Source organism: Pseudooceanicola sediminis, from assembly GCF_003575965.1.
In the GTDB taxonomy this organism is placed as follows: domain Bacteria; phylum Pseudomonadota; class Alphaproteobacteria; order Rhodobacterales; family Rhodobacteraceae; genus Pseudooceanicola; species Pseudooceanicola sediminis.
In genome coordinates this window covers 58,552-84,094 of sequence record NZ_QWJJ01000014.1, presented here as the reverse complement: position 1 = coordinate 84,094, position 25,543 = coordinate 58,552, and the positions used below count along the sequence as shown (strand labels likewise).

The following is a 25,543-nucleotide window of genomic DNA, read 5'->3' as shown; positions in this document are numbered from 1 at the left end:
GAGGCGCTGCCGCACCAAATCCAAGGGAGGATTTTCATGTCGAAATTACTGACACGCCGAGGGCTGCTGAAGTCCGGTGCCGTGGGTGGCGCGGGGTTGGCCCTGCCGACCATCTTCACCGCGTCCTCGGCCTCGGCCTTTACCAATGAACCGACGGGCGGCACCGTCACGCTGGGCTTCAACGTTCCCCAATCCGGCCCCTATGCCGACGAGGGCGCGGACGAGCTGCGCGCCTACGAACTGGCGGTCGAGCATCTGAACGGCGAAGGCGACGGCGGGATGCTGAACACCTTCAGCTCCAAGGCGCTTGGCGGCAACGGCATCATGGGCAAGAAGGTCGCCTATGTGACCGGCGACACCCAGACCAAATCCGATGCGGCGCGCGCCAGTGCCAAGTCGATGATCGAAAAAGATGGCGCGATCATGATCACCGGCGGTTCGTCGTCGGGCGTGGCGGTGGCCGTGCAGGGGTTGTGCCAGGAAGCGGGCGTGATCTTCATGGCCGGGCTGACACACTCCAACGACACCACCGGCAAGGACAAGAAGGCCAACGGTTTCCGGCACTTCTTCAACGCGTACATGTCGGCGGCGGCGCTGGCGCCCGTGCTGGAAAAGCTCTATGGCAGCGACCGTGCCGCCTATCACCTGACGGCGGATTACACCTGGGGCTGGACGCAGCAGGAATCGATCCAGGCCGCGACGGAGGCCCTTGGCTGGACCACGGTCAACAACGTGCTGACCCCGCTGGCGGCGACCGACTTCTCGTCCTACATCGCACCCGTGCTGAACTCGGGTGCCGACGTTCTGGTCCTGAACCACTACGGCGGAAACATGGTGAACTCGCTCACCAACGCCGTGCAGTTCGGGCTGCGTGAAAAGCAGGTCAACGGCAAGAACTTCGAGATCGTCGTGCCGCTGTATTCCGAGCTGATGGCCAAGGGTGCCGGTCAGAACATCAAGGGCATCGTCGGATCGCAGAACTGGGACTGGAAGCTGAGCGACGAGGGCACCGCCGCCTTTGTCAAAAGCTTTGGCACCAAGTACGGCTTTCCGCCAAGCCAGGCTGCACAGACCTGCTATGCGCAGACACTGCTGTACGCGGACGCGGTCGAGCGTGCCGGGTCGTTCAACCCCTGCGCCGTGGGCGAAGCCCTTGCAGGGTTCGAGTTCGACGGCCTGGGCAACGGCAAGACCCTGTACCGCGCCGATGACCACCAGTGCTTCAAGGACGTGCTGGTCGTGAAGGGCGCCGAGGACCCGCAGGACGAATTCCACCTGGTGGAAATCGTCGAGGTCACGCCGGTTGATCAGGTCACCTACGACCCCGAGCATCCGATGTTCGCGGGCGGCGCCCTGGGCGAGTGCAACCCCGGCGCATAACGCGCCGATCCTGACCGGCCGCGCGAGGGAACCGCGCGGCCGGTCTTTGCGGCCGGCTGCCGGCCCCTTTTCGATTTCGATGCCGAACGACCAGGACAGGGGCCAGAGGCGGCCCCTGTGGTGCATCGCAACTTCCAAGAAACGCGAGTGGTGACAATGGAAGCGATCCTTCTGCAAATCCTGAACGGGCTGGACAAGGGCTCGGCCTACGCGCTGATCGCGCTCGGGCTGACGCTGATCTTTGGCACATTGGGCGTGGTGAACTTTGCGCATGGTGCGCTGTTCATGATCGGGGCCTTCTGCGCGGTAACGGTGCAGAAAGTCCTGACACTGTCGAAAATCACGCTGGACCCGACCAAGACCGACTTTCTGGGCAATCCCGCGCAGATCAAGACGCCTTACGTCGAGAGCTGGTTCGGCCCCGACATAGGCGCGGCCCTGATCGACTGGTCGGTGCCGCTGGCCATCCTGTTCGCGATCCCGATCATGCTGCTGATCGGCGTGATCATGGAGCGGGGCCTGATCAAGCATTTCTATCGCCGCCCCCACGCCGACCAGATCCTGGTGACCTTTGGCCTGGCCATCGTGCTGCAAGAGCTGATCAAGCATTATTTCGGCGCCAACCAGATCGCCACCCCTGCCCCGGACGCCTTTCGCGGCAGCTTCGATTTCGGCGCGATGCTGGGGATGGATCCGAACGTTGTGATCTATCCCTACTGGCGGCTGGTCTATTTCGCCTTTGCCGCCGTGATCATCGGCGCGGTCTTTGCGTTCCTGCAATTCACCACCTTCGGCATGGTCGTACGCGCCGGCATGGCGGACCGCGAGACGGTCGGCCTGCTGGGCATCAATATCGACAAGCGGTTTACCATCATGTTCGGCCTGGCCGCCGCAGTCGCGGGCATGGCGGGCGTGATGTACGCACCGATCAATTCGCCCAATTATCACATCGGCATGGATTTTCTGGTGCTGAGCTTTGTCGTGGTCGTCGTCGGCGGCATGGGATCCCTGCCCGGTGCAGTGCTGGCGGGGTTCCTGCTGGGCATCCTTGAGAGCTTTGCCTCGATGAACGAGATCAAGTCCATCATTCCCGGCATCGACCAGATCATCATCTACCTGGCCGCCATCATCATTTTGCTGACACGTCCGCGGGGCCTGATGGGCCGCAAGGGCGTGATGGAGGAGTAACCCATGCTGGGTATCAAAGGAAAAGACCTGACCCTACTGGGTGTCGTTGCCGTGCTGGCACTCTGCGCCCCCTTCATCCTGAACCCGTTCCCGCAGGACAGCGCCATGGCGCAGTTCAACGCGGGCTATCCCGACCTGATGCAACGCTTCGTGATCTTCGGCATCTTTGCCGTCGGGTTCAACATCCTGTTCGGGCTGACCGGCTACCTGTCATTCGGACACGCCGCCTTTCTCGGGGTCGGGTCCTATTCCGCCGTCTGGATGTTCAAGCTGCTGAGCATGAACGTCATCCCCGCGATCATCCTGTCGGTCATCGTGGCGGGGCTGTTCGCGCTGCTGATCGGGTTCATCAGCCTGCGGCGATCGGGCATCTACTTTTCGATCCTGACGCTGGCCTTTGCGCAGATGAGCTTCAACCTCGCCTATTCGGTGCTGACACCGATCACCAACGGCGAAACCGGGCTGCAACTGTCGCTGGACGATCCGCGCGTCCTCGGGACCTCGGTCAGTGACACGGGCGGCATTCCCGTAACCAACCTGTTCGGCCTGGAGATGCGCGAAACGACGACGATGTACTTTGGCGACTGGGCCTTTCAGTTTTCCAACGGCTATTACTTCTGCGCCGTGCTGTTGCTGGTGTCCTTCTACATCTCGATCCGCATCTTCCGCTCGCCCTTCGGGCTGATGCTGCGGGCGGTGAAGTCGAACCAGACGCGGCTGAACTATACCGGGCTGAACACGCGGCCCTATACGCTGGCGGCTTTCGTGATTTCGGGCATGTATGCCGGTCTGGCCGGGGGGTTGCTGGCGTCGATGGACCCTCTGGCGGGGGCCGAACGGATGCAGTGGACGGCGTCGGGCGAGGTGGTTCTGATGACCATCCTTGGCGGGGCCGGTACGCTGATCGGGCCGGTGCTGGGCGCGGGCTTCATCAAGTACTTCGAAAACATCTTCTCCAAGATCAACGACAACGTGCTGCACCAGTGGTTCGGCGGTCTGCCCGAGGGGCTGGAGAATGGCCTGGTCTGGGTGGCCGAACATTTCGTCGGCTCGGGCTGGCACCTGACGCTGGGCCTGCTGTTCATGCTGGTCGTCACCTTCCTGCCCGGCGGGCTGGTCGAGGGCGGCACGCGCATCGGTCGGCTGATCCGTGGCAAAACCAGGCGGGCCGACGAGAAATCCGCGCAATCCAAACCCGCTGAATAGGAGCGCACAATGGGAATTCTAGAGGTCAAGAACGTCAACAAACGCTTTGGCGGGTTGCAGGCCCTTGGTGACGTGAACCTGAGCGTGGCGGAAAATTCGGTCCACGCGATCATCGGGCCGAACGGTGCGGGCAAATCGACGCTGCTGAACTGCCTGGTGGGCAAGCTGATCCCCGACACCGGCTCTGTCATGTTCGACGGCCAGTCGGTGCTGGGGCGCACGCCGTACGAGATCAACCAGATGGGGATCAGCCGCGTGTTTCAGACGCCCGAGATCTTTGGCGATCTGACGGTGATGGAAAACATGATGATCCCCTGCTTTGCCAAGCGTGACGGGGCCTTCAAGCTGAACGTGATCCGCAGCGTCGAGGGACAGGGCGACATCCGGGACCGGGCCGAGGCGATGCTTGTCGACATGAACATGGCCGACAAGCGGCACATGCACGCCGCATCCATGTCGCGCGGAGACAAGCGGCGGCTGGAGATCGGGATGTGCCTGGCGCAGCAGCCGCGCCTTTTGCTGCTGGATGAACCGACGGCGGGCATGGCGCGGGCCGACACCAACAACACCATCGACCTGCTGAAGCAGATCAAGGCCAGCCGCGACATCACCATCGTCATCATCGAGCACGACATGCACGTCGTCTTTTCGCTGGCGCAGCGGATCACGGTGCTGGCCCAGGGCACGCCCCTGGTCGAGGATGTGCCGGAAAAGATCAAGGGCCACCCCAAGGTGCGCGAAGCCTACCTGGGCGAAAGCACGCCCGCCTGACCCCGTATTCCCCCTCTGTCGCACGCGCGGCAGGGCGGGGCAAAAGGAACCAATGCGATGAACGTCAAACCCGATTTCAACAAGGGCAAGAACTACGCGGAAAGCGCGCCCGCCTTTCTGTCGGTCTGGAACATGGAGAGCTATTACGGCGAGAGCTATATCGTCCAGAACATCTCCTTCAACGTGCACGAGGGCGAGATTCTGGCGCTGCTGGGGCGCAACGGCGCGGGCAAGACAACCACCCTGCGCTCCATCGCGCGGATGAATGCGCCACAGGTGACGGGCGGCGAAATCTGGTTGGACCACCAGCCGCTGCACAAGATGGCCAGCTATGAGGCCTCGCGCGCGGGGATCGGGCTGGTGCCGGAGGACCGCGCCATCATCCCCGGCCTGACGGTAGAGGAGAACCTGCAACTGGCGCAGATCGCCCCGCCCGTCGGCTGGTCTCTGGAACGGCTCTATGAACTGTTTCCGCGCCTTGGTGAACGCCGCAAGCAGGAGGGGGTGACCCTGTCGGGTGGCGAACAGCAGATGCTGGCAATCGCCCGCGCGCTGGCGCGCGACATCAAGGTCCTGCTGCTGGATGAACCCTACGAGGGCCTCGCGCCGGTGATCGTGGACGAGATCGAAAAGACCCTGCGCATCATCAAGGAACAGGGCATCACCACGATCCTTGTCGAACAGAACGCGGTGCGTGCGCTGGAACTGGCCGACCGGGCGGTCATCCTGGATACCGGGACCATTGTGTTTGACGGCGCGGCGGCAGAAGTTCTGGGGAATGAAGAGTTGCGGTCGGAATATCTGGCGATCTGACGCCCGCAGCACTTTGCAAAGATTGCGCTTTTTGCCCGACCTTGCGGGCATGCGCCGAAAGGACGGGTTGCGGCTGGCCGCGCCCGCGCCCTAAGCTGACCGCGCGATGAGGAGACCGCGATGACTGAAAAGATGTACCCCCCTTCCGACGATTTCGTGGCAAAAGCGCATATCGACGCCGCCACCTACGCGTCGATGTACCAGGCCTCGGTCGATGACCCGGATGCGTTCTGGAGCCACGAAGCCCGGCAACGGCTTGATTGGATCGAGCCATTCTCGGTCGTCAAGAACACCAGTTTCGATCTGGGCAAGGTGTCGGTGAAGTGGTTCGAGGATGGCGTGCTGAACGTCGCCTACAACTGCATCGACCGCCACCTTGAGACACGCGGCGACCAGACCGCGATCATATTCGAGCCCGACGACCCCGAGACCCCCGCCCAGCACATCACCTATACCGAGCTGCACGAAAAGGTCTGCCGGTTTGCCAACGTGCTGCTGGCGCAGGGCGTGATGCGCGGCGACCGCGTCGTGATCTATCTGCCGATGATCCCCGAGGCGGCCTATGCGATGCTGGCCTGCGCGCGGATCGGGGCGATCCATTCCATCGTTTTCGCGGGCTTCAGCCCAGATGCGCTGGCCAACCGGATCAACGATTGCGGCGCCAAGGTGGTGATCACCGCCGACACCGCCCCGCGCGGCGGACGGCGTACCGGGTTGAAATCCAATACCGACGCCGCCCTGCTGCATTGCTCGGACAAGGTGCGTTGCCTGGTGGTCAAGCATACCGGCGACCAGACCACATGGATCGACGACCGCGATGTCGACGTCAAGGCGATGATGGCGCAGGTCGCGCCCGATTGCCCGATCCGGCCCATGGGGGCCGAGGACCCGCTGTTCATCCTCTACACCTCCGGTTCAACCGGCAAGCCCAAGGGCGTGGTGCACAGCTCGGGTGGCTATCTGCTCTATGCCGCGATGACGCAGCAGCTGACCTTTGACTACCACGACGGCGATGTCTTCTGGTGCGGGGCCGATGTCGGCTGGGTCACCGGGCACAGCTATATCGTCTACGGGCCGCTGGCGAACGGGGCGACGACCCTGATGTTCGAAGGCGTGCCGACCTATCCCGATGCCAGCCGGTTCTGGCAGGTGATCGAAAAGCACAAGGTGGCGCAGTTCTACACCGCCCCCACCGCCATCCGCGCCCTGATGGGCCAGGGCACCAAGTTCGTCGAGGGGTCGGACCTGTCCTCGCTCAAGGTGCTGGGCACGGTGGGCGAGCCGATCAACCCCGAGGCCTGGAACTGGTACAACGACAATATCGGCAAGGGTAAGCTGCCGATCGTCGACACCTGGTGGCAGACCGAAACCGGCGGTCACATGATCACCCCCCTGCCCGGCGCGATGGCGACGAAACCCGGTTCGGCCACCAAGCCGTTCTTTGGCGTGCAACCCGTCGTGCTGGATCCGACCAGCGGCAAGGAACTGACCGAGACGCAGACCGAGGGCGTGCTGGCCATCAAGGACAGCTGGCCGGGGCAGATGCGCACCGTCTGGGGCGATCACGAACGCTTCGAGAAGACCTATTTCAGCGACTACAAGGGCTACTACTTTGCCGGGGATGGCTGCCGGCGCGATGCGGATGGATATTACTGGATCACCGGGCGGGTCGATGACGTGATCAACGTCTCGGGGCACCGCATGGGCACGGCCGAGGTCGAGAGCGCGCTGGTTGCCCATGCCAAGGTGGCCGAAGCGGCGGTCGTCGGATACCCGCACGAGGTCAAGGGCCAGGGCATCTATGCCTATGTCACCCTGATGAACGACCAGCAGCCCTCGGAAGAGCTGCGCCGCGAGCTGGAAGCCTGGGTCCGGACCGAGATCGGCCCCATTGCCAAGCCCGACCTGATCCAGTGGGCCCCCGGCCTGCCCAAGACACGCTCGGGCAAGATCATGCGGCGCATCCTGCGCAAGATCGCTGAAAACGACTATGGCGCGCTTGGCGACACCTCGACCCTGGCGGACCCTTCGGTGGTGGACGATCTTATCGAAAACCGCATGAACAAGGTATAAGCATACAAAATCAGTCTGTTGGAACGGCCCCGGCGCAATCGCTCCGGGGCCGTTCGCATATGCGGCACCATCCTCCCGCCGGCGTCCCCATGTCTGGAACAGGGGCCCAGGCGATGGCGGGCCATTAAAATTCGTTGGAACTTCCGACGGGTGCGCAGGGTTGGGTGAGCAGACGACGACACGATACGTCGAACGAAACAAAGTTAAGGAGACCCGAGATGACCACGATGAAAACTCTGCTGTCCGGTGCCGCCGCAATCGCCCTGCTGACCACCCCCGTGATGGCCGAAACCACCAGCACCAAAGTCGATGCCGAAGCCTCGACCAGCGTTCAGGCCGACCCGCAGGTCGACGGCGTTGGCGAAGAGCTTGGTGATGTTGCAGACGCAACCGGCAATGCCATTGCCGACGGCGCGGACGCCACGGCCGAAGCTTTCGATGACGCGACCGACGAGGTTGCCGAGGAAAGCACGGAAATGGCCAACGACACCGAGGCCACCGTGGACGAAGCCACTGACGAGGTTGCCGAGAACGTCGGTGAAGACGTCGCCCCGATGACGATGACCGCCGAAGATCTGGAAGGCTACTCCGTCAAGACCACCAATGGCGATGACATCGGCGAGATCGACAGCGTCGTCCTGATCAACGGCAACGCCATGGCCGTGGTCGGTATCGGCGGCTTCCTGGGCCTGGGCGAACATGACGTCGCGCTGCCCCTGTCCGATCTGACCTTTGACGGCACCGACGTCTGGGCCGAGGGCTATACCAAGTCCGAGCTTGAGGCGATGGCCGAGTTCGACGACGACAACGCCACCGAAGTCAATGACGACGAACCCGTCATGCTGGGCAAATCCTGATCCGACGCTGCGGCCTGCGGGCCTGTAGCCGGACCTGATAGCCGGACCTGACCATGGGCCGCTCCTGATCGGAGCGGCCCATTTTCGCTTTGCCCCGTACGCTTTGTCCCGTCCGGTTTGTGCCGCCCCCGCCTCGGCGCACGGCGAGAGTCGGATTGCGTCGGTGAGGATCGCTTGAAGGCACCCCCTGAAGGCCCTGCGTCAGCGCTACCGCCATGGGAACCCCACCGCATGAACGGCGGGAAACCGATTCCCCAGCCTGCGCTGACATCGACGCCTTTTCACTCGGAACGGCTTTCTCTATAAGCGGTGCAATCATATGAGTGCCTCCGGGTATGGGGGGGCGGTATATCCGATCGAGGGTGCAATGACTGACAAGACGCATGAAGCAGACGTGGCCTTTATCAAGGCATTGGCAGAACTGCTGCGCGAGAATGATCTGACCGAACTTGAGGTCAAACGCGAATACGCCAAGGATGACGGGCTGAACGTCCGGGTCAGCCGCAAATCCGAAGTGACCGCCACCATGGCGATCCCGGCCCCTGCCGCCCCGGCACCGGCCCACGCGCCCGTCGCCGCACCGGCCCCCGCGCCCGTGGCAGCCGCGGCCGCGTCGGACGATCCTGCCGATCATCCCGGTGCTGTTACGTCGCCCATGGTGGGCACGGTCTACCTTCAGCCCGAACCGACATCGCCCGCTTTCGTCAAGGTCGGTGACACGGTATCCGAAGGCGACACCCTGCTGATCGTCGAAGCCATGAAAACCATGAACCATATCCCCGCGACCCGCTCCGGTGTGGTCAAGCGCATCCTCGTCGAAGACAAGGCCGCAGTGGAATACGGCTCGCCCCTGATGATCATCGAGTAAGGCATCCCATGTTCGAAAAGATCCTGATCGCCAACCGCGGCGAAATCGCCCTGCGTGTCATTCGCGCCGCGCGCGAGATGGGCATTCGCAGCGTCGCCGTCCACTCGACTGCCGACAGCGACGCGATGCATGTGCGCATGGCCGACGAAAGTGTCTGCATCGGCCCCCCGTCGAGCACCGAAAGCTACCTGTCGATCCCCGCGATCATGGCCGCCGCCGAGGTGACCGGCGCGCAGGCGATTCACCCCGGATATGGCTTTCTGTCGGAAAATGCCGCCTTTGTGCAGATCGTCGAAGACCACGGGCTGAGCTTTATCGGCCCGCGCGCCGAACACATCCGCATCATGGGTGACAAGATCACCGCCAAGGACACGATGAAGGCGCTCGGCGTGCCCTGCGTGCCCGGTTCGGATGGGGGTGTGCCGACGCTGGCCGATGCCCGCCGCATCGGCGAGGAAATCGGTTATCCCGTGATCATCAAGGCCACCGCTGGCGGTGGCGGTCGCGGCATGAAGGTGGCCCAGACCGCAAGCGAGATGGAAAGCGCCTTTCATACCGCGCGCTCCGAGGGCAAGGCGGCGTTCGGCAATGACGAAGTCTATATCGAGAAATACCTGACCACTCCGCGCCACATCGAGATCCAGGTCTTTGGCGACGGCAAGGGCAAGGCCGTTCACCTGGGCGAACGCGATTGTTCCCTGCAACGGCGCCACCAGAAAGTGCTGGAAGAGGCCCCCGGCCCCACCATCACCCAGGAAGAGCGCGACCGCATCGGCAAGGTCTGCGCCGACGCCGTCGCCGCGATCAACTATGCCGGCGCCGGTACGATCGAATTCCTGTATGAAAACGGCGAGTTCTATTTCATCGAGATGAACACCCGTCTTCAGGTCGAACACCCCGTGACCGAGGCGATTTTCGGTGTCGACCTTGTGCGCGAACAGATCAGGGTAGCCGAGGGCCTGCCGCTGTCCTTCACCCAGGACGATCTGCAAATCAACGGCCACGCCATCGAGGTGCGCATCAACGCCGAAACGGTTCCGGCCTTTGCCCCGCGCCCCGGCAAGATCACCGCCTACCACGCGCCCGGCGGGCTGGGTGTGCGGATGGATTCGGCGCTCTATGACGGCTATTCGATCCCTCCGTATTACGACAGCCTGATCGGCAAGCTGATCGTGCATGGCCGCGACCGCCGCGAGGCCCTGGCCCGTCTGGACCGTGCCCTGGGCGAACTGATCGTCGATGGTGTCGAAAATACCGTGCCGCTGTTCGTGCGCCTGCTGCAGGACCCCGATATCCACGCCGGGACCTACAACATCCACTGGCTGGAAAAATGGCTGGAGCGGACCTACGCAAGCTGACACCGGCCGGGGCCCGTCACCTCGGCGGGGCAGGATCGCGCTGATGATCCTGTCCCGCCGCGTGACCGGGCCCCGGTTCATCGGCCCATCTGGGCCCCGGGTGATCTGGTCCCTCATGACGCACGGTCGGATCCGGGCCGCGCAACGCGATCTTTACCCGACGGGCGCAGGCTGGCCCGCAACGATGGGTGCCACATGAAAGATCAAGACGACGAACGCATTACGCCCGAACTGCTGCTACAGGCCTACATGTCGGGCATCTTTCCGATGGCCGAAAGCCGCGACGATACCGAATTGTTCTGGGTCGACCCACGCCGTCGGGGCATCTTTCCACTCGATCAATTCCACATCTCGCGGTCCCTGGCGCGGGCATTGCGCCGACCGGACCACCGCGTGTCGGTCAACACGGATTTCGCCGGTGTGCTGGAGGGGTGCGCAGACCGTGCGGAAACATGGATCAACGACGAGATTGCAGACCTGTACCTCGATCTGCACCGCCGCGGCTATGCCGGATCGGTCGAGGTCTGGGACATGGACGACACCTTGGTCGGCGGGGTCTACGGCGTGACACTGGGGCGGGCATTCTTTGGAGAGAGCATGTTTTCACGCCGCACCAACGCCTCCAAGATCGCACTGGCCTGGCTGGTGGATCGGCTGAACCTGACGGGCTTTACCGTCTTTGACACGCAATTCCTGACAACGCACCTCGCCTCTCTGGGCGCGATCGAGGTCAGCCGGGCGAGGTATCATGCGATGCTGGCCGAAGCGCTGCAGGGCGCGGCGGAATTCGACCCTCCCGGCCTCGTCCAGACGGTCGAGGGCCTGCTTGCACGAAACGCGGGGCTGTCGCACGGCGGCTGAGCTGGGCGGACAGCCAGGCCCTGAGGCAGATCAGGGACCTTGGCAGCTCCGGGCAATTAATTAGTCGACGGGTGCCGCTTCGCTATCGGGGGGCAGGTCGTCTTCGCCCGGTGGCGGCGGGGCGGTCTGCTGCGCCGGGTCCTGAACACCGGCGGGAACGGTGCAACGCAGGACCCAGATATCATAGCGAAAATGATCCAGCGCGTTCAGCGCGGGCGATGACGCGATCATCCAGCCGTCGAACAGCACCTTCTGTTCGCCTGCGTCCGTTTCCTGAATCGTCAGGCTGGCAAAGGCATCGCCCGACGGGTTGCCAACCGGGTAACGGCAATCACGCAGCCCGATTTCAAGACTGCCAAAGCGCGCGACCTCGCCATTGCGAATTTGCAGGTCGGTGGTGTCGCCGTCGATCTTGTCCAGCCCCCGCAAAAGAACCCCGGTGCCCAGGCTGACATCTTCCTGTGCCTGGGACGTACCAGCGAGGCCGGTGGCCGCGAAAACGGCGGCGGCGAGTGCGAGGGCATAACGCATCATTGGCTCGAACTATCCCCGCTGCCGGCAACAAATTTCAACAGCAACGTGATCAGGCTGACCGACCCCTGGGTATCCAGGATCTCGTCCCCCGCGGCATAGTTGAAGGTCGATCCGCCAGGCATGATTTCGACATAATTGCCCCCCAGCAACCCCTCGGACGAGATGATCGCCTGGCTGTCGTCGGGCACGTCGATGCCGTCGCGCAGGGTGAAATCGGTGCGCGCGCGAAACGTCGTCGGGTCCAGGGAAATGCCTGTGACCGTCCCCACCTTGACCCCCGCCAGGCGCACGTCGGTGCCAACGTTGACCCCTTCGGCAGAACGGAAGGACGCGAACAGGGGGTATCCCCCGGTGCCGCTGCCGATACCGCTCATCTGTGCTGCATAGATCAGGAACGCCGCAGCGATGGCCAGAACGCCAGCGCCAACGACGACTTCGGTGGTGTTTTCGGACATATCCCGTGGTTTCCCGTTCTGGTCCCAAACCGGATCAGGCCATACGCGGCCGGCCCGTGTTCCGTTCCGACAATCTGGTGTGCAGCCCGGCCATGTCAACGTCGGGATGCTGGCGGCGCGGCGGCACCTTGCCGGCGGCGGTGCCGCCGGTCACACGCTTATTCCGGCGACCACGCCTGGTAATCTTCCCGTGCGACAGGCACGGGCCGGCGCAACGACCCCGCAGGCGCATACGCCAGAGGAGAGCCGGTCAGGTTTTCCTGGTGCGGCTTTTCCCAGGTCTTGTGCACCAGCGGGCGATCAGCGGGCGTGGTGTCGAAGGTGTGATGCAACCAGCCGTGCCAGTCGGGGTTGACGCGGCTTGCCTCGATCTCGCCATTGAACATGACCCAGCGGCGTTTGCCGTCCGCGCTCTGATAATAGACGTTGCCCTGGTCGTCTTCTCCGACCTTGGTGCCCTTGCGGCGGGTATAGAGCGCGGTGTTCAGAGTGGAGCCGTTCCACCAGGTTGCCGCGCGCAGTAGAGTGTTCAGAACGCCCATCAAAGCCTCCGATGTCTGTTGCTTCCGATATGGCCCATTCGGGCGCGAAGGTCCAGAGCCGCGCAGCGGTATCGCGCCGTCAGACGCCGCCAAATTCCGATGATTCTATCAAAATGCACAAGGCCGACGCCGGACCCAACCGCCCCCGGCGGCAGATTGATGCCACTCCGTCGCCGCCCCGGCAGGGAAAAGCGACCCCGGAAAAGCGAAAAGGCCCCACCGGGTCGGGCGGGGCCTTTTGAAATCTGCGTTGCGGGTCGCCGTCTGCGTCAGCCCGCGGTCGCCTCTTCCTTTTTGGATTCGGAATAGATCATCAGCGGCTGCGCATCCGAATTCACCGCTTCCTCGTTGACCACGACCTCTTCGACCTCGTCCATCCCCGGCATCTCGAACATGGTGTTCAGCAGGATATCCTCGAGGATCGACCGCAACCCGCGGGCACCGGTCTTGCGTTTGATGGCCCGTTTGGCAATCGCGCTCAGCGCGTCGTCGGTAAAGGTCAGCTGCACGTCTTCCAGCTCGAACAGGCGCTGGTACTGCTTTACCAGCGCGTTCTTGGGTGCCGTCAGGATGGTGACAAGCGCGTCTTCGTCCAGATCTTCCAGCGTCGCCAGAACCGGCAGGCGCCCCACGAATTCCGGGATCAGGCCGAATTTCAGCAGGTCTTCCGGCTCAAGCTCCTGAAAGATCTCGCCGACGCCACGGTCGTCGTTATCACGCACATCGGCACCAAAGCCCATGGCGCTGCCCTTGCCGCGCTGCGCGATGATCCGGTCAAGGCCGGCGAAGGCCCCACCGCAGATGAACAGGATGTTCGTCGTGTCCACTTGCAGGAATTCCTGCTGCGGATGCTTGCGCCCGCCCTGCGGCGGTACAGAGGCGACAGTGCCCTCCATCAGTTTCAGCAGCGCCTGCTGGACGCCCTCGCCCGACACGTCGCGGGTGATCGAGGGGTTCTCGCTCTTGCGGGTGATCTTGTCGACCTCGTCGATATAGACGATGCCGCGCTGCGCCTTTTCGACGTTGTATTCGCTCGATTGCAGCAGCTTTAGGATGATATTCTCGACATCCTCGCCCACGTAACCGGCTTCGGTCAGCGTGGTCGCATCGGCCATGGTAAACGGCACATCCAGAATGCGCGCCAGCGTCTGTGCCAGCAGCGTCTTGCCGCAACCCGTCGGGCCGATCAGCAGGATGTTGGATTTCGCCAGCTCAATATCGCCGCCCTTGGCGGAATGGTTCAGCCGTTTGTAGTGGTTATGTACGGCCACCGAAAGAACCCGCTTTGCCGTCATCTGACCGATCACGTAATCGTCCAGCACACCACAGATCTCTTTTGGGGTCGGCACACCTTCGGAGGATTTCAGACCGGTCGACTTGGTCTCTTCGCGGATGATATCCATGCAAAGCTCGACGCATTCGTCACAAATGAAGACCGTCGGCCCTGCGATCAGCTTGCGCACCTCATGCTGGCTCTTGCCGCAAAAGCTGCAATAAAGCGTGTTCTTGCTGTCTCCGCCGGAATTCGTCGCCATCTTACGTTCTACCTTTCGCCCGCTCGTGGGGCCTTTCTCTCGCGTTCGGGGGCGCCGTCCCCCTTGGCTTGCAGGACAGACTAAGTCAGCCCCTGCGTGGCCACAACGCCAAAGTTACGCTTCGGCCCCTCCCCTCCTATCGGGCAAGGGGCCAGGCAAATTTACTTGGCAGCGTCGGGAAGTGCGTCGCGGCTTGCCACGATCTCGTCGATCAGGCCCCAGTCTTTCGCCTCTTCGGCACTCATGAAGTTATCGCGTTCCAGCGCGTCCACCACCTTTTCGTAGCTCTGCCCGGTATGTCTGACATAGATACGGTTAAGCCGCTCTTTCAGTTTCTTGGTATGTTCGGCGTGAATCATAATATCCGTCGCCTGCCCCTGATAGCCACCAGAGGGTTGGTGCACCATGATCTCGGAGTTGGGCAGGGAAAAGCGCATCCCCTCGGCGCCACCGGCCAGCAGCAGCGACCCCATCGACATCGCCTGACCGACAACCAGCGTCGATACCTTCGGCTTGATGTACTGCATGGTGTCGTAGATCGACAGACCAGCGGTCACGACACCGCCGGGGCTGTTGATATACATGGAAATTTCCTTCGACGGGTTCTCCGCCTCAAGGTGCAGCAACTGCGCCACGATCAGGCTCGACATGCCGTCGTGCACCGGACCGGAGAGGAAGATGATCCGCTCTTTCAGCAGCCGCGAGAAGATGTCGTAGGCCCGTTCGCCACGGCTTGTCTGCTCGACAACCATCGGCACCAGATTGTTCATGTAAAAGTCTACCGGATCTCGCATGCTCGCCCTGCTCTTGATGTTCTCATCCGATCCCTATCGATCAGACCCTAACAGAGTCTTAGTATTGCGCCGGATCAGCCGCAAGGGCAGGTGGCGATTTTGCCACGGCATGGTTGACGGGGGCCGTGCCGCTGCCGCGCGAAACCTCAGCAATTGCGCGGCTTCGGGGCGCCGCGACCCACATCGGGGGCAATCGCTCGGACCGTTTTGGGCACGCGAAAAATTGATCGCCCGTTTGCCGCCGACGCTCCGTCATTTCCCTGTCGTGCTGGCTGCGCTATCAGACGCACATGCCACCGTGGCCCCGGATCAGGACCCATCAATGACAGATTTCAGCCGCTACGCCCTCTATTACATGCCCGATCCCGGCCCGCTGGCCGATTTCGGGGCCGCATGGCTTGGCTGGGATGCGCAGGCCGGGCGTGTGACCCCGCACCCCGACATCGCAGGCCTGCCGCGCCCGCTTGACCAGATCACCGCGACTCCGCGCAAATATGGGTTTCACGGCACGATCAAGCCGCCGTTCCGCCTGGCGGACGGGCACAGCGTCGCCGCCCTGCGCAGCGCCGCGCGGGCGCTTTGCGCGACGCGCCCCCCGGTTCGCATGGCGGGATTGCGCCTGCATCGTCTCGGCGCCTTCCTGGCCCTGACGCCAGAAGGCGACGCCGGACCTCTGGCCGACCTGGCCGGCACCATGGTGCGGGGCCTGGACAATTTTCGCGCCGCCGCCCCCGAGGCAGAGCTGGCCCGCCGCCGAAAGGCCGGCCTCAGCCCCAGACAAGAGGCGCTGCTGCGCGACTGGGGGTATCCCTATGTGCTTGAGGAATTCCGCTTTCACCTGACCCTGACAGGTCGCCTTGCCCCCGACGAGGCCGAACAGACGGCGCAGGCCCTTGCGCCGCACCTGGCCGCGATCGACATGGCCCCGTTCAACATCACCAGCCTGTGCCTTGCCGGGGAAGATACCGATGGGCGGTTTCACCTGATCGAACGCCTGCCCCTGCTGGCCGCACCCGATCCGCACCTGACATGACGCGCGCGTCAGGCGGCACCACCCGGGCGGCCGACGGCGAACGGCGGATGCGCGGGCGTCGGCCGACGCGGAACCGCGCAGGCCTGTCCGGGGGGCAAAAGGTCGCCCGGGGATCAATGTCACCCAAGCGAATGCCAAGGATCATGGCAGCGACACGGCGCTGACATACCGCTGTCACCTGCGGCGGATAGACAAGGATCAATTCCTTTTGCAGCACGAAAACGGGCGGCAGGTCTGCGACCTCCGCCCGAATTCGTTCTTGCTGTTTCGCGTGGGCCGGTGTCGCACGATATGCCCGGGCAGATGCAAACGCCCCCGGCACCGGTCGCACAACAGGGGGTCAGCCCGCCGCGTCCTCGACCCGCAGCATCCCTTCCTGCGCGACCGAGGCGACTAGCCGCCCGTCGCGCGTGAAGATCTTGCCGAATGTCATGCCGCGCGAATTGCCCGCCCAGGGGCTGTTCATCGCATACAGCAACCAATCGTCCATGCGGAAATCCCCGTGCAGCCACAGCGCATGATCCAGAGAGGCGACCTTGGCACCGGGGTCGATCCAGCTGCGCCCGTGCACCGTCAGCGCCGCCTGCAACAACCCCAGGTCCGAGGTATAGGCCAGCGCCGCGCGGTGCAGGATCGGATCGTCCGCCAGGGGGAACCGGGTGCGGATCCAGCGATACTGCGTGCCCTCGCGCGGGGCCATGTCGAAGGGCGGTGTCGGGCCGACCGGGCGCACCTCGATGGGGCGGTTCAGCCGTAGAAAGGCAAGCGTTTCTGCGTTCAGCACCTCGGGATGACGCTCTGCCAGCTGCAATTCGTTTTCCAGCTCCTCCGGCGGGGTGATCGTGTCGGGAAACGCTTCCTGATGCGACAGGCCCGCATCCTCGACCTGGAACGACGCCGCCATCGTCAGGATGGGCTTGCCCCCCTGGATGGCGACAACGCGCCGGGTCGCAAAGCTGCGCCCGTCCATGTCGCGCGACACCCGGTACAGTACGGGTTCGACCGCCTTGCCGGGCCGCATGAAGTAGACGTGCAGGGAATGATTGCGCCGCTCCGGCCCCACGGTATGGCTCGCCGCCATCAGCGCCTGGGCGATGACCTGTCCGCCAAAACTGCGACCACGGCCGCCCGGAGTGGCGATTCCGCGATAGAAATCCTCCTCGATCCGCTCGACCGTCAGGATGGGCGTCAGGGTGTCATCGACCTCGGGGGGGTCTACATTCATGGCTCGGCCTCCGGGTTGTTCAGACTGCACGCCCCGCCTTGGGGCTCGGCGCACCAAAATCGCGAAATGCCGCGACATTGCAAGACCTCTTGGCCCGCGCACCCGCCAGGGCACCCGTAGCGCCGAGGTAGCCTTAGTGTCCGGCGACCAGTGACCAGTGTCCGGCGACCGGCGGAAAACACGCCAGCGCGCCTTTGGATCACGCCCGAAAAGCCGCCCGTCGCCCAGGCCTGCGCGCGCCGGTTCAGCCCGGCACGACCCCGCGACGGCGCGGCGCATCGTCGATCATCGCGATCGCCCAGACCCCCAGCCCCGCCAGCGACAGCCCCATGCCGACCAGCCCGACCGAAGGCCAGCCGAACCCGGCAGCCAGCGCCATGCCCCCCATCCAGGGGCCAAGCGCGTTGGCAAAGTTGAAGGCGCTGTGGTTCAGCGCCGCCGACAGCGTCGGCGCATCCGCCGCCAGGTCCATCAGGCGGGTTTGCAGGATCGTGCTCAGCCCGCCGGTGATGCCGATCACCAGCAGCACCGGCGCCATCAGCCAGATGTTCCCCGCCACCGCCCAGAACACCACCATGGCAATCGCGCTGACCACAAGGCAGACCGCCGCCGACCCCATCAGCGACTTGTCCGCCGCCCAGCCAAAGATGAACTGACCTGCCGTCATGCCCACGCCAAAGATCATCAGCATCAGCGGCACCACGCTCTCCGGCGCCCCGGCATGCTCCATCACCAGCGAGGCGAGGTAGGTGTAGACGCAGAACATGCCCCCGAACCCGACCGCCCCGATCCCCAGCGTCAGCCAGATCTGCCGGCTTTTCAGCGTCGACAGCTCTCGCATCGGGCTGGCGTCCGCCGGTGTCGGCAGTTTCGGCGCATACAGCCAGACCAGCGTGGCACAGGCCGTCGCCAGCACGGTGACCAGCGCGAAACTCCACCGCCACCCCAGTTGCGCACCAAAGATATTGGCCAGCGGCACGCCCAGGATGGTCGACACCGTCAGCCCCAGCATCACCCGCGACACCGCCTGTGCCCGTTTGCCCTTTGGCGCCATCGACGCCGCCATCAGCCCGGCGACCCCGAAATAGGTGCCATGCGGCAACCCGGCGAAAAAGCGCGACGCGGTGAACCCGCCCCAGCCCGGCATCAGCCCCGAGGCCGCGTTGCTGAGGGCATAGAACGCCATCAACGCCACCAGCAGGCCGCGCCGCGACACCCGCGCCCCCAGCAGCGCGATCACCGGCGCGCCGACGCAGACGCCAAGCGCATAGGCACTGATCGCCCGGCCCGCGGCCGCCTCGGTCACGCCGAACTCGCGCGAGAAATAGGGAAGGATGCTCATCGTGGCGAATTCCGCGACGCCGATGGCGAAACCGCCAAGGGCAAGGGCAAGCATGACAAGCCCGCGGCGCGTGGCGGTCGTATCGTCTGACATCTGGCTACTCCGAGGTGCGGACCCGTCCGCACGCAATCTATGGCCCGGTCGCTCTGCCCTCCCGGCCGCGCCCCTGTGGGTCGGCTGATGTGGCACGCACGATCCGGCGCGGGTGACTTTGACGGGGGGAGGCGGCACGGCACGGCTGACCCATTCACCAGACCGACAGCCCCAGACTCGCCTTTCGTCCTGTTTCGGATGCATTCCTGCCGGGCGCAAGACCCCGGCCCGCCCGGAAAGTCTTCCGCCAGCGCATAGCCGCCATGTCGCAAAAGAAAGCGCAGGCTTTCTGCGCAGTTGACCCGTTCTGGCTGGCGTTTATGAAAAAGCGGTTATGCGTCAATCGCGCCTTTTCCGGCGGCGCCGGGCCTCCGCAGCTCGCCGATCGCAGGCCCGCCCCGCGTCATGCCGTTCGCGCGGGCCCACTCACCTTCCCTGCAATACGCCCGCCGCCACCTTGCCCGCGCGCATTGCCCGCCCTTGCGGGCCCGCCCTCGGTGTCACATCCACATCCGCGTCGCGGCAGCGCAGGTTTTGCTGCCTGCGCGCCCCGGGGATCACAGCTCGGACCATTGCCGGATCATGTTGTGATAATGCGATGTGATCCCGGTGACGCCGGGGTCGTCGTCGGGCAGCATCGACCGGATTCGCATGATCGATTGGTCGAGGTCGTACAGCATGTGGCGCTGCCAGTCGTCGCGCACCATCGATTGCGCCCAAAAGAACGACCCCCAGCGCGATCCGCGCGTCACGGGCGTGACCGAATGCAGGCTGGTTGCGGGATAGATCACCGCCTGCCCTGCAGGCAGCTTGACGCGGTGTTCGCCGTAGGTGTCATGCACCACCAGCTCGCCCCCATCATAGTCTTCGGGCGGGGTCAGAAAGATCGTCGTCGACACATCCGTGCGCAGCCGTTGCCCGCTGCCCGGCGCGACCCGGATCGACCCGTCGACGTGCGCGCCAAAGGTCATGCCCTCGTCATAGCGGTTGAACATCGGCGGCAGCACGTGCAGCGGCAGCACAGCCGAGGAATAGGTCGCGTTGCGCCCCAGCGCGCGCAGCACGATGTTGCCCAGCTCGCGCGCCTCGTCGCTCTCGACCGGGACCTGCAGGTTGTGCTTGACCTTGCCGGCCTGATCGCCGGCCGTGCGCCGCCCGTCGACCCAGTCGGTCCCCTCCAGCACCTGGCGGATAAAGGCGACTTCCTCCGGGGTCAGCAGATCGGGAATCGTGACAAGCATGGCAGGCTCCATTGTCTCTGGCGCGTGTATCTGGCGCGACGCTACCCGCTGCGCCGCGAAAAGTTAAGTGTTTCTGTCAGGAATTATTCAACCACCCCCCGACGAAAAAAGGGCGGCCAAAGCCGCCCTTTCCCTGCTCCGAGGCGCGCTCAGAACGAATGTTTCAGCGTGATCGCAAAGTTGCGGCCCGGCTCGGTATAGACGTGCTGGGTGACGTGGGAATCGCCATACACATGTTCGTCGAACACGTTGTTGACGTTCAGTTGCAGCGACGTGTCCTGGTTGAACTTGTAGGACACCATCAGATCCGCCTGCCAGCTCGACGGGATCAGCCCCGCGACCGATCCGTCGGTGGAATAGCTCGCCACACGCTCGTCCACATAGCTCGCCCCGGCGCCAAAGGTCAGGGCGTCGTTGACCTCGTAGGTCGTCCAGAGCGAGAAGGTGTTCTTGGGGATCTTTGTCAGCTGCTTGCCGTTGCCGGGGTTCGGATAGGGCGTGCCGCCCCCGCGTGGCGTGCTGTAACCGCCATCCACCAGCTTGACGTCCTGGTAGACATAACCGCCGGAAATCCCCCATTGGTCGGTGATCTGCCCGGCAAAGCCCAGCTCGACACCCTGTGCACGGGTCTTGCCGATGTTCTCCTCTTCGCCCAGCTCCGTCGTGACGCGCGCATTGTCCTTTTCCGTGCGGAACAGGCTGGCCGACAGCATCAGCTGATCGTTGAACATCAGCCACTTGGTCCCGACCTCGTAGGTGATCGTCTGTTCGGGATCGAGGTCGTTCAGGCTGTCATCCGCCGATTCACCGCCCGTGCCCGCGCCCTGCCCGCCGGGGGTCGAGGCGCTGTTGATCGAGGCATAGATGCGCCCCTGCTCGGTTGGTTTGTACACCAGCCCGAGCGAACCGTTCACCAGGTCGGATTTCGTCGTGTCGCTGGTGGTCTCGGTGTCGCTGGTCACGTCATAGCGGTTCAGGCTCAGCCCGAAGGACGCCTCGAACTGCGGCGACAGATCGACGGTATCAAAGGCATAGAGCGTGGTCGACCGCGTCGTATGCCACTGGTTCGCGTCGCCCGCCGTGATCGTGCCGGTCCAGTTGCCCAGATCGGGGTTCACATAGGCCACGTTGCCCGGCGTCGGCGAATAGCTGTAGCCGCCAAACCGTGTCGCGTCGGATTTCGACACGTCGAGGCCGAACGCAAAGCTGTGGTTCAGACCCAGGATATCGCTCTCGCCCTTGATCTGCGCGTTGAAGGCCAGCGTGTCGTTCTCGCGGTTGCCGGATTTTGCGCCCCGGCTGATCTCGTCCGTGCTGGAAATGCCCGGCTGCGTCACCAGATAGCGGGTTTCGTCATGGGTCGCCCGCAGCGTCGCGGCAAAGCTCAGCCCGCTGGCAAAGTCGTGATCCAGCCGCACGTAGGCGCTCTGGGTTTCGTTGTCGGAAAAATCGCGCCCCGGCGTGCCATAGAATGTATCCGTCGGCACATCGATCGGCTGCCACGGATCTTCCGCGGTGCCCGACCCGACGCGATAGGCGTCCGGCACGTTGTCGTTGGACATCCGCACACCGTAATCGGGCATGTCCTCGTTCTTGTAGTAATACAGACCCGCGGTGACCTTGGTATCCTCGTCGATCTGATAGCTCAGGCTGGGCGCGATGCCATAGCGTTTGGAGGTCTTGCCCTCCTTGCCGCCCAGGTCGTCGGCATCCTGGTACATCAGGTTCAGCCGCACGCCCAGATCGCCGATCTGACGGTTCGAATCCAGCGTCGCGCGCTTGTAGTTGCCGGTGCCATAGGTCAGCGACACGTCGTCGAACGTCCCCGGCTGCGGCACCTTGGAATTCAGGTTGATCGTGCCGCCCGCAGCGCCCGCACCAGCCGCGCTGCCATCCGAGCCCCGGGTGATCTCGACCGTTTCCAGGTTGAAGGATTCGTAGCTGGTGCGCGACGAATTGCGCAGCCCGTCGACCAGGATATCGTCACTGGCGTCAAAGCCACGGATCTGCGGGATATCGCCGGCGGGGGTGCCGCCCTCGCCCGCGCGCATCGTGATGCCCGGCGTCGTGCGCAGCACATCGTACAGCGATGTCGCGCCGCGCTCTTCCATCTCCTTGCGGGTGATGACGGTGACGGATTGCGGCGTGTCGATCAGCGGCGCGGTCGCCTTGCCCGAGGCACTGTTGGTCACGGTGTAATTGTTGGCGGCTTCACCCTCGACATCGCTTTGCACGGTGATCGGGTCCAGGTCGACAGTCTGGGCAAAGGCCGGGCCGGACACGGCGGCAGTGATCGCGATGATCGGCAACAAGCCAAGCGTCGGTGACGGGCGCACAGCGGTATGGCGCGCAGGCGAAGGCCCCGCGCCGGGTTTCGGAGTGTCGAATGTCATTTTGCAAGCTCCCCAGCTATAAGAAAAAGGCCGCCCAATCGGCTGACAAGGGCCGGGACGGTCGGATATTGCTGGCTTTTGGCTTGCGAAGTGATGGCGATCGCGTGCCGCACTCGGGGCGCGTGATCGCATGCGACATTTCCAATTACAGCTTGCAACCGATGTCAATCTGCGAACCGCCGATCGATGCGTATTCCCGCGCGGCGTTGCCAAAGCCCCGCACAAAGCCCCCCACAAAGCCGCCCCACGGGCAGGCACCATCGCCCGGCGGACACGGCCCGCCCAACGGCAAGACCACGCGCGACTGCATCGCGGACCGTCCCCGGGGCCGGCGCGTTCGATCAATGGCAAGAATGAAGGGGGGCGTCGGATGCGACATGATCACTGTCGCCGGATCAGGCACCAGGGCCTGAAATGGTGCGGTCGAGAGGACTCGAACCTCCACGGGTGTTACCCCACAGCGACCTCAACGCTGCGCGTCTACCAATTCCGCCACGACCGCACGTGATCAGGTAGGTAGCGGGCGTATACCCAGCGCCCCTGCCAATGTGAAGACCCAAATTGCGCTGTTCGCGCGATTTTCCCGTCAGGGCATTCTTACCGGGTCCGCCGCATTTTTCAGCCGGGCCCCGGCATCGCCCTCTTCCCGCGCGTGTTCCATTCCGGACCCGTGGTTTCGGGTCGCGACCCGCCATGCACACGGCCCCCTGCGAAACTTTCCCGCGAAAGATGCGCCGTCCTAAGCCGCCATGGACAGGGACCCGTTGGCAGGGGCAGCACTGCACATGTCGACGGCGTTGCATTCCCCACGGCAATGGCGGAAAACTGTGCCTCCGACAGCCCGCTTCGGCTGGCTTCCCGGCCTCTGCCCTCCGCCACCTGCCTCAACAATCGCCACCCCGCCTTCGCCCCCCCCTTTCTCCCTGCCAATCTTCGCCCCAAAATGCCGGAGTCCTGCCTTGTCTGCCCCCAGTTCCGCCGCCAACCCCACCCACGACGCCACGCCATTTGCGGATGGATCCGGCCCGGAATGGATCATCACGGATGGGCTGACGGGCTATGAAGAGGCGCTTGCCTTCATGGAGGCCCGCGTCGAAGCGATTGCCCGTGGCGAAGCCCGCGAAGCGATCTGGCTGCTCGAACACCCCCCGCTCTATACTGCGGGGACCTCGGCCAAGGTGCAGGATCTGGTCGACCCGGATCGGTTTCCGGTCTTCGATGCCAGGCGTGGCGGGCAATACACCTACCATGGGCCGGGTCAGCGCGTGGCCTATGTGATGCTGGATCTGACCCGGCGCGGTCGCGATGTGCGGGCCTTCGTGCTGGCCCTGGAAAACTGGGTCATTGCCACCCTGGCCGAGTTCAGCATCACCGGAGAGATCCGCGAAGGCCGCGTCGGCGTCTGGGTTCCGCGCCCCGACAAGGCCCCCCTGCCCGACGGCACCCCGCGCGAAGACAAGATTGCGGCCATCGGCATCCGCCTGCGCAAATGGGTCAGCTTTCATGGCATCTCGATCAACGTCGAACCGGATCTTGAGCATTTCTCGGGCATCGTTCCCTGTGGCATCACAGGCCATGGCGTCACCAGCCTTGTCGACCTCGGCCTGCCGGTCGGGATGGATGATCTGGACGTCGCGCTGATGGCCACCTTTGCCAAGGCCTTTCCCGAACCGGCCGCCGAGGCATAAGCAAAGACCGAGAGGGAGCCGTCCAGACTGGCCCGGGCGCGCTTCCGTCGCCCCCCGCCCGCCCGACAGCCTGCACCAAACCCGAGGCCGGGGGGCTGGCGCACCGGCCCTGTCTGCCCGGCACCGCACCGTCATCGGCCTGCGCCCAACACGCCGCGCACCGCACGCCGCATTTTCATGAGGTGGTGCAAGACGGTTGGTGCCGCCCCGGCGCTGGTGCCTGCGACAAAAGACCGGCCCCGCGCCCCCTTTGGCCCGACACCGCAATGCCCTACAACAAGCGACGTAGCCAGACGCCACCCCGGAGGACCGACGTGACCCGACTGATGATGACGGCAACAGCCCTGCTTTGCCTCGCCACCCCCGCCCTTGCCGACATGGGCGATGCCGCAGTGGGCGAAAAAGAGTTCCGCAAGTGCAAATCCTGCCACCAGATCGCCTCGGCGGACGAGGTGATCGTCAAGGGCGGGCGTACCGGCCCCAATCTTTATGGCATCATCGGGCGTCAGGCGGGGATTGAGGATTTCCGCTATGGCGCCGACCTCGTGACGGCAGGTGAACAGGGTCTTGTCTGGAACGCCGACACCCTTCAGGCCTATATCACCGACCCGCGCGGATTTCTGCGTGAAACGCTCGGGGACGACAAGGCGCAGGTCAAGATGACGTTCCGCCTGCGCGATCATCAGGCCGACGTGGCCGCCTACCTCGCTCAGTTCGGGCAGGACTCCGGCTCCTGATCCGCTCCAACAGGCCACCCGGGGCGGATCGCTGCGCCGGCTCGCCTGACCAGCCTACCACGCCGGATCGCCAGGCGGATCACGCCATCAGACCGCGCCGACAGGCCCCCGCGCCCGACAGCCACGCCAGACAGCCACGCCAGACCGCAAGGCAGACCGCAGGCCAGACCTCAAGCCTGACCTCGCGCCTGACCAGCCTGCGCGTCTGCAAGCCACGTCGCCTCACCGCCCGGTCGTCTGCAAGCCACACCGCCCGGCCCGGCTGCAAGGCATATCACCTGACCAGCCTGCGCGTCTGCAAGCCACGCCGCCTCACCGCCTCACTGCCTCACCGCCCGGTCGTCTGCAAGCCACACCGCCCGGCCTGCAAGTCATGCACCCGACCAACCGCGCCCCGATTCGCGGCGCGGTTGCACGCCCTCCCGATCCCGCTCTCCCCGTATACGTCGCGCGCCGCGGCAACACCGCGCCTCTCCCCGCCAGCGCGGCGCGCGCCCGACCCTCTCGCCCCCTGTCGACGCCCGGTCCCCGCCGGGGTTACGATGGCGAAACCACC

The 25,543-nt window shown here is 64.3% G+C and carries 22 protein-coding genes and 1 tRNA gene; 13 read left to right on the top strand and 10 right to left on the bottom strand.

What is annotated here, in order from left to right; genetic code table 11:
* Positions 1 to 36: 36 nt before the first annotated feature.
* The 10 genes from DL237_RS15465 (at position 37) to aat (ending at position 11,375) form a co-directional block, all read left to right on the top strand.
* Entirely contained in the window at positions 37 to 1,380 is a 1,344-nt protein-coding gene (locus DL237_RS15465) for a substrate-binding protein (protein ID WP_119399987.1), read from the top strand.
* Positions 1,381 to 1,536: 156 nt separating this feature from the next.
* On the top strand, positions 1,537 to 2,568 hold the full coding sequence (locus tag DL237_RS15460) for a branched-chain amino acid ABC transporter permease (protein WP_119399986.1): 1,032 nt from the start codon (positions 1,537 to 1,539) through the stop codon (positions 2,566 to 2,568).
* A 3-nt stretch (positions 2,569 to 2,571) separates the two neighbouring features.
* Entirely contained in the window at positions 2,572 to 3,774 is a 1,203-nt protein-coding gene (locus DL237_RS15455) for a branched-chain amino acid ABC transporter permease (RefSeq protein ID WP_119399985.1), read from the top strand.
* A gap of 9 nt (positions 3,775 to 3,783) precedes the next feature.
* The gene (locus DL237_RS15450) at positions 3,784 to 4,545 is read left to right on the top strand and encodes an ABC transporter ATP-binding protein (protein WP_119399984.1); all 762 of its coding nucleotides are present in this window, start codon (positions 3,784 to 3,786) and stop codon (positions 4,543 to 4,545) included.
* A 57-nt stretch (positions 4,546 to 4,602) separates the two neighbouring features.
* Positions 4,603 to 5,358, top strand: coding sequence for an ABC transporter ATP-binding protein (locus tag DL237_RS15445; RefSeq protein WP_119399983.1), 756 nt, complete (start codon positions 4,603 to 4,605; stop codon positions 5,356 to 5,358).
* A 120-nt stretch (positions 5,359 to 5,478) separates the two neighbouring features.
* Positions 5,479 to 7,431, top strand: a complete 1,953-nt coding sequence (gene acs / locus DL237_RS15440) for an acetate--CoA ligase (protein WP_119399982.1) — start codon at positions 5,479 to 5,481, stop codon at positions 7,429 to 7,431.
* A 218-nt stretch (positions 7,432 to 7,649) separates the two neighbouring features.
* On the top strand, positions 7,650 to 8,288 hold the full coding sequence (locus DL237_RS15435; RefSeq protein ID WP_119399981.1) for a PRC-barrel domain-containing protein: 639 nt from the start codon (positions 7,650 to 7,652) through the stop codon (positions 8,286 to 8,288).
* Positions 8,289 to 8,655: 367 nt separating this feature from the next.
* Positions 8,656 to 9,156: an acetyl-CoA carboxylase biotin carboxyl carrier protein gene (gene accB / locus DL237_RS15430; protein WP_119400055.1), complete on the top strand. Its 501-nt coding sequence runs from the start codon at positions 8,656 to 8,658 to the stop codon at positions 9,154 to 9,156.
* Positions 9,157 to 9,164: 8 nt separating this feature from the next.
* Positions 9,165 to 10,514 (top strand): acetyl-CoA carboxylase biotin carboxylase subunit, encoded by a 1,350-nt coding sequence (accC, locus tag DL237_RS15425; RefSeq protein ID WP_119399980.1) that lies wholly within the window; start codon positions 9,165 to 9,167, stop codon positions 10,512 to 10,514.
* Between the two features lie 195 nt (positions 10,515 to 10,709).
* Complete coding sequence (aat, locus tag DL237_RS15420; protein WP_119399979.1) at positions 10,710 to 11,375, top strand: leucyl/phenylalanyl-tRNA--protein transferase; 666 nt, start codon at positions 10,710 to 10,712, stop codon at positions 11,373 to 11,375.
* 60 nt (positions 11,376 to 11,435) lie between these two features.
* Here the strand turns inward: aat and DL237_RS15415 are convergent, their stop codons facing one another.
* From DL237_RS15415 to DL237_RS15395, 5 genes are all read right to left on the bottom strand, one after another.
* Complete coding sequence (locus DL237_RS15415) at positions 11,436 to 11,909, bottom strand: DUF2155 domain-containing protein (RefSeq protein WP_321186052.1); 474 nt, start codon at positions 11,907 to 11,909, stop codon at positions 11,436 to 11,438.
* A complete protein-coding gene (gene mlaD, locus DL237_RS15410) occupies positions 11,906 to 12,364 on the bottom strand; it encodes an outer membrane lipid asymmetry maintenance protein MlaD (RefSeq protein ID WP_119399978.1) in 459 nt (152 codons plus the stop codon). Before mlaD ends, DL237_RS15415 begins: the two co-directional genes overlap by 4 nt.
* A gap of 158 nt (positions 12,365 to 12,522) precedes the next feature.
* The gene (locus DL237_RS15405) at positions 12,523 to 12,906 is read right to left on the bottom strand and encodes an NADH:ubiquinone oxidoreductase subunit NDUFA12 (protein ID WP_119399977.1); all 384 of its coding nucleotides are present in this window, start codon (positions 12,904 to 12,906) and stop codon (positions 12,523 to 12,525) included.
* 269 nt (positions 12,907 to 13,175) lie between these two features.
* A complete protein-coding gene (gene clpX / locus DL237_RS15400) occupies positions 13,176 to 14,441 on the bottom strand; it encodes an ATP-dependent Clp protease ATP-binding subunit ClpX (RefSeq protein WP_119399976.1) in 1,266 nt (421 codons plus the stop codon).
* 161 nt (positions 14,442 to 14,602) lie between these two features.
* The gene (locus DL237_RS15395) at positions 14,603 to 15,235 is read right to left on the bottom strand and encodes an ATP-dependent Clp protease proteolytic subunit (RefSeq protein WP_119399975.1); all 633 of its coding nucleotides are present in this window, start codon (positions 15,233 to 15,235) and stop codon (positions 14,603 to 14,605) included.
* Between the two features lie 322 nt (positions 15,236 to 15,557).
* Here DL237_RS15395 and DL237_RS15390 point away from each other — a divergent pair, with 322 nt between their 5' ends.
* Positions 15,558 to 16,268, top strand: coding sequence for a DUF1045 domain-containing protein (locus tag DL237_RS15390; protein WP_119399974.1), 711 nt, complete (start codon positions 15,558 to 15,560; stop codon positions 16,266 to 16,268).
* Positions 16,269 to 16,608: 340 nt separating this feature from the next.
* Here DL237_RS15390 and DL237_RS15385 read toward each other — a convergent pair whose 3' ends face one another.
* The 5 genes from DL237_RS15385 to DL237_RS15365 all read right to left on the bottom strand — a co-directional run bounded on the left by DL237_RS15385 (position 16,609) and on the right by DL237_RS15365 (position 23,064).
* Positions 16,609 to 17,493, bottom strand: a complete 885-nt coding sequence (locus DL237_RS15385; protein WP_119399973.1) for an acyl-CoA thioesterase — start codon at positions 17,491 to 17,493, stop codon at positions 16,609 to 16,611.
* Positions 17,494 to 17,737: 244 nt separating this feature from the next.
* Positions 17,738 to 18,928 (bottom strand): MFS transporter, encoded by a 1,191-nt coding sequence (locus tag DL237_RS15380; protein WP_119399972.1) that lies wholly within the window; start codon positions 18,926 to 18,928, stop codon positions 17,738 to 17,740.
* A 557-nt stretch (positions 18,929 to 19,485) separates the two neighbouring features.
* On the bottom strand, positions 19,486 to 20,169 hold the full coding sequence (locus DL237_RS15375) for a Fe2+-dependent dioxygenase (protein WP_119399971.1): 684 nt from the start codon (positions 20,167 to 20,169) through the stop codon (positions 19,486 to 19,488).
* A gap of 149 nt (positions 20,170 to 20,318) precedes the next feature.
* Positions 20,319 to 22,562: a TonB-dependent receptor gene (locus DL237_RS15370; protein WP_158585657.1), complete on the bottom strand. Its 2,244-nt coding sequence runs from the start codon at positions 22,560 to 22,562 to the stop codon at positions 20,319 to 20,321.
* Positions 22,563 to 22,977: 415 nt separating this feature from the next.
* Positions 22,978 to 23,064, bottom strand: a tRNA-Leu gene (locus DL237_RS15365).
* A gap of 532 nt (positions 23,065 to 23,596) precedes the next feature.
* On the opposite strand from DL237_RS15365, the gene lipB reads away from it, so the two are divergent.
* Positions 23,597 to 24,250 carry a lipoyl(octanoyl) transferase LipB gene (lipB, locus tag DL237_RS15360; protein WP_267897031.1) on the top strand — a complete coding sequence of 218 codons (654 nt, stop codon included), beginning with the start codon at positions 23,597 to 23,599 and terminating at the stop codon, positions 24,248 to 24,250.
* Positions 24,251 to 24,579: 329 nt separating this feature from the next.
* Positions 24,580 to 24,987 (top strand): c-type cytochrome, encoded by a 408-nt coding sequence (locus DL237_RS15355; protein ID WP_199672117.1) that lies wholly within the window; start codon positions 24,580 to 24,582, stop codon positions 24,985 to 24,987.
* Positions 24,988 to 25,543 lie beyond the last annotated feature (556 nt).

Bases quoted from the DNA above. Each gene is read 5' to 3' on its own strand.
- DL237_RS15465 (WP_119399987.1), top strand. From the start codon at position 37: ATGTCGAAATTACTGACACGCCGAGGGCTGCTGAAGTCCGGTGCCGTG.
- DL237_RS15460 (WP_119399986.1), top strand. From the start codon at position 1,537: ATGGAAGCGATCCTTCTGCAAATCCTGAACGGGCTGGACAAGGGCTCG.
- DL237_RS15455 (WP_119399985.1), top strand. From the start codon at position 2,572: ATGCTGGGTATCAAAGGAAAAGACCTGACCCTACTGGGTGTCGTTGCC.
- DL237_RS15450 (WP_119399984.1), top strand. From the start codon at position 3,784: ATGGGAATTCTAGAGGTCAAGAACGTCAACAAACGCTTTGGCGGGTTG.
- DL237_RS15445 (WP_119399983.1), top strand. From the start codon at position 4,603: ATGAACGTCAAACCCGATTTCAACAAGGGCAAGAACTACGCGGAAAGC.
- acs (WP_119399982.1), top strand. From the start codon at position 5,479: ATGACTGAAAAGATGTACCCCCCTTCCGACGATTTCGTGGCAAAAGCG.
- DL237_RS15435 (WP_119399981.1), top strand. From the start codon at position 7,650: ATGACCACGATGAAAACTCTGCTGTCCGGTGCCGCCGCAATCGCCCTG.
- accB (WP_119400055.1), top strand. From the start codon at position 8,656: ATGACTGACAAGACGCATGAAGCAGACGTGGCCTTTATCAAGGCATTG.
- accC (WP_119399980.1), top strand. From the start codon at position 9,165: ATGTTCGAAAAGATCCTGATCGCCAACCGCGGCGAAATCGCCCTGCGT.
- aat (WP_119399979.1), top strand. From the start codon at position 10,710: ATGAAAGATCAAGACGACGAACGCATTACGCCCGAACTGCTGCTACAG.
- DL237_RS15415 (WP_321186052.1), bottom strand. From the start codon at position 11,909: ATGATGCGTTATGCCCTCGCACTCGCCGCCGCCGTTTTCGCGGCCACC.
- mlaD (WP_119399978.1), bottom strand. From the start codon at position 12,364: ATGTCCGAAAACACCACCGAAGTCGTCGTTGGCGCTGGCGTTCTGGCC.
- DL237_RS15405 (WP_119399977.1), bottom strand. From the start codon at position 12,906: ATGGGCGTTCTGAACACTCTACTGCGCGCGGCAACCTGGTGGAACGGC.
- clpX (WP_119399976.1), bottom strand. From the start codon at position 14,441: ATGGCGACGAATTCCGGCGGAGACAGCAAGAACACGCTTTATTGCAGC.
- DL237_RS15395 (WP_119399975.1), bottom strand. From the start codon at position 15,235: ATGCGAGATCCGGTAGACTTTTACATGAACAATCTGGTGCCGATGGTT.
- DL237_RS15390 (WP_119399974.1), top strand. From the start codon at position 15,558: ATGACAGATTTCAGCCGCTACGCCCTCTATTACATGCCCGATCCCGGC.
- DL237_RS15385 (WP_119399973.1), bottom strand. From the start codon at position 17,493: ATGAATGTAGACCCCCCCGAGGTCGATGACACCCTGACGCCCATCCTG.
- DL237_RS15380 (WP_119399972.1), bottom strand. From the start codon at position 18,928: ATGTCAGACGATACGACCGCCACGCGCCGCGGGCTTGTCATGCTTGCC.
- DL237_RS15375 (WP_119399971.1), bottom strand. From the start codon at position 20,169: ATGCTTGTCACGATTCCCGATCTGCTGACCCCGGAGGAAGTCGCCTTT.
- DL237_RS15370 (WP_158585657.1), bottom strand. From the start codon at position 22,562: ATGACATTCGACACTCCGAAACCCGGCGCGGGGCCTTCGCCTGCGCGC.
- DL237_RS15355 (WP_199672117.1), top strand. From the start codon at position 24,580: ATGACGGCAACAGCCCTGCTTTGCCTCGCCACCCCCGCCCTTGCCGAC.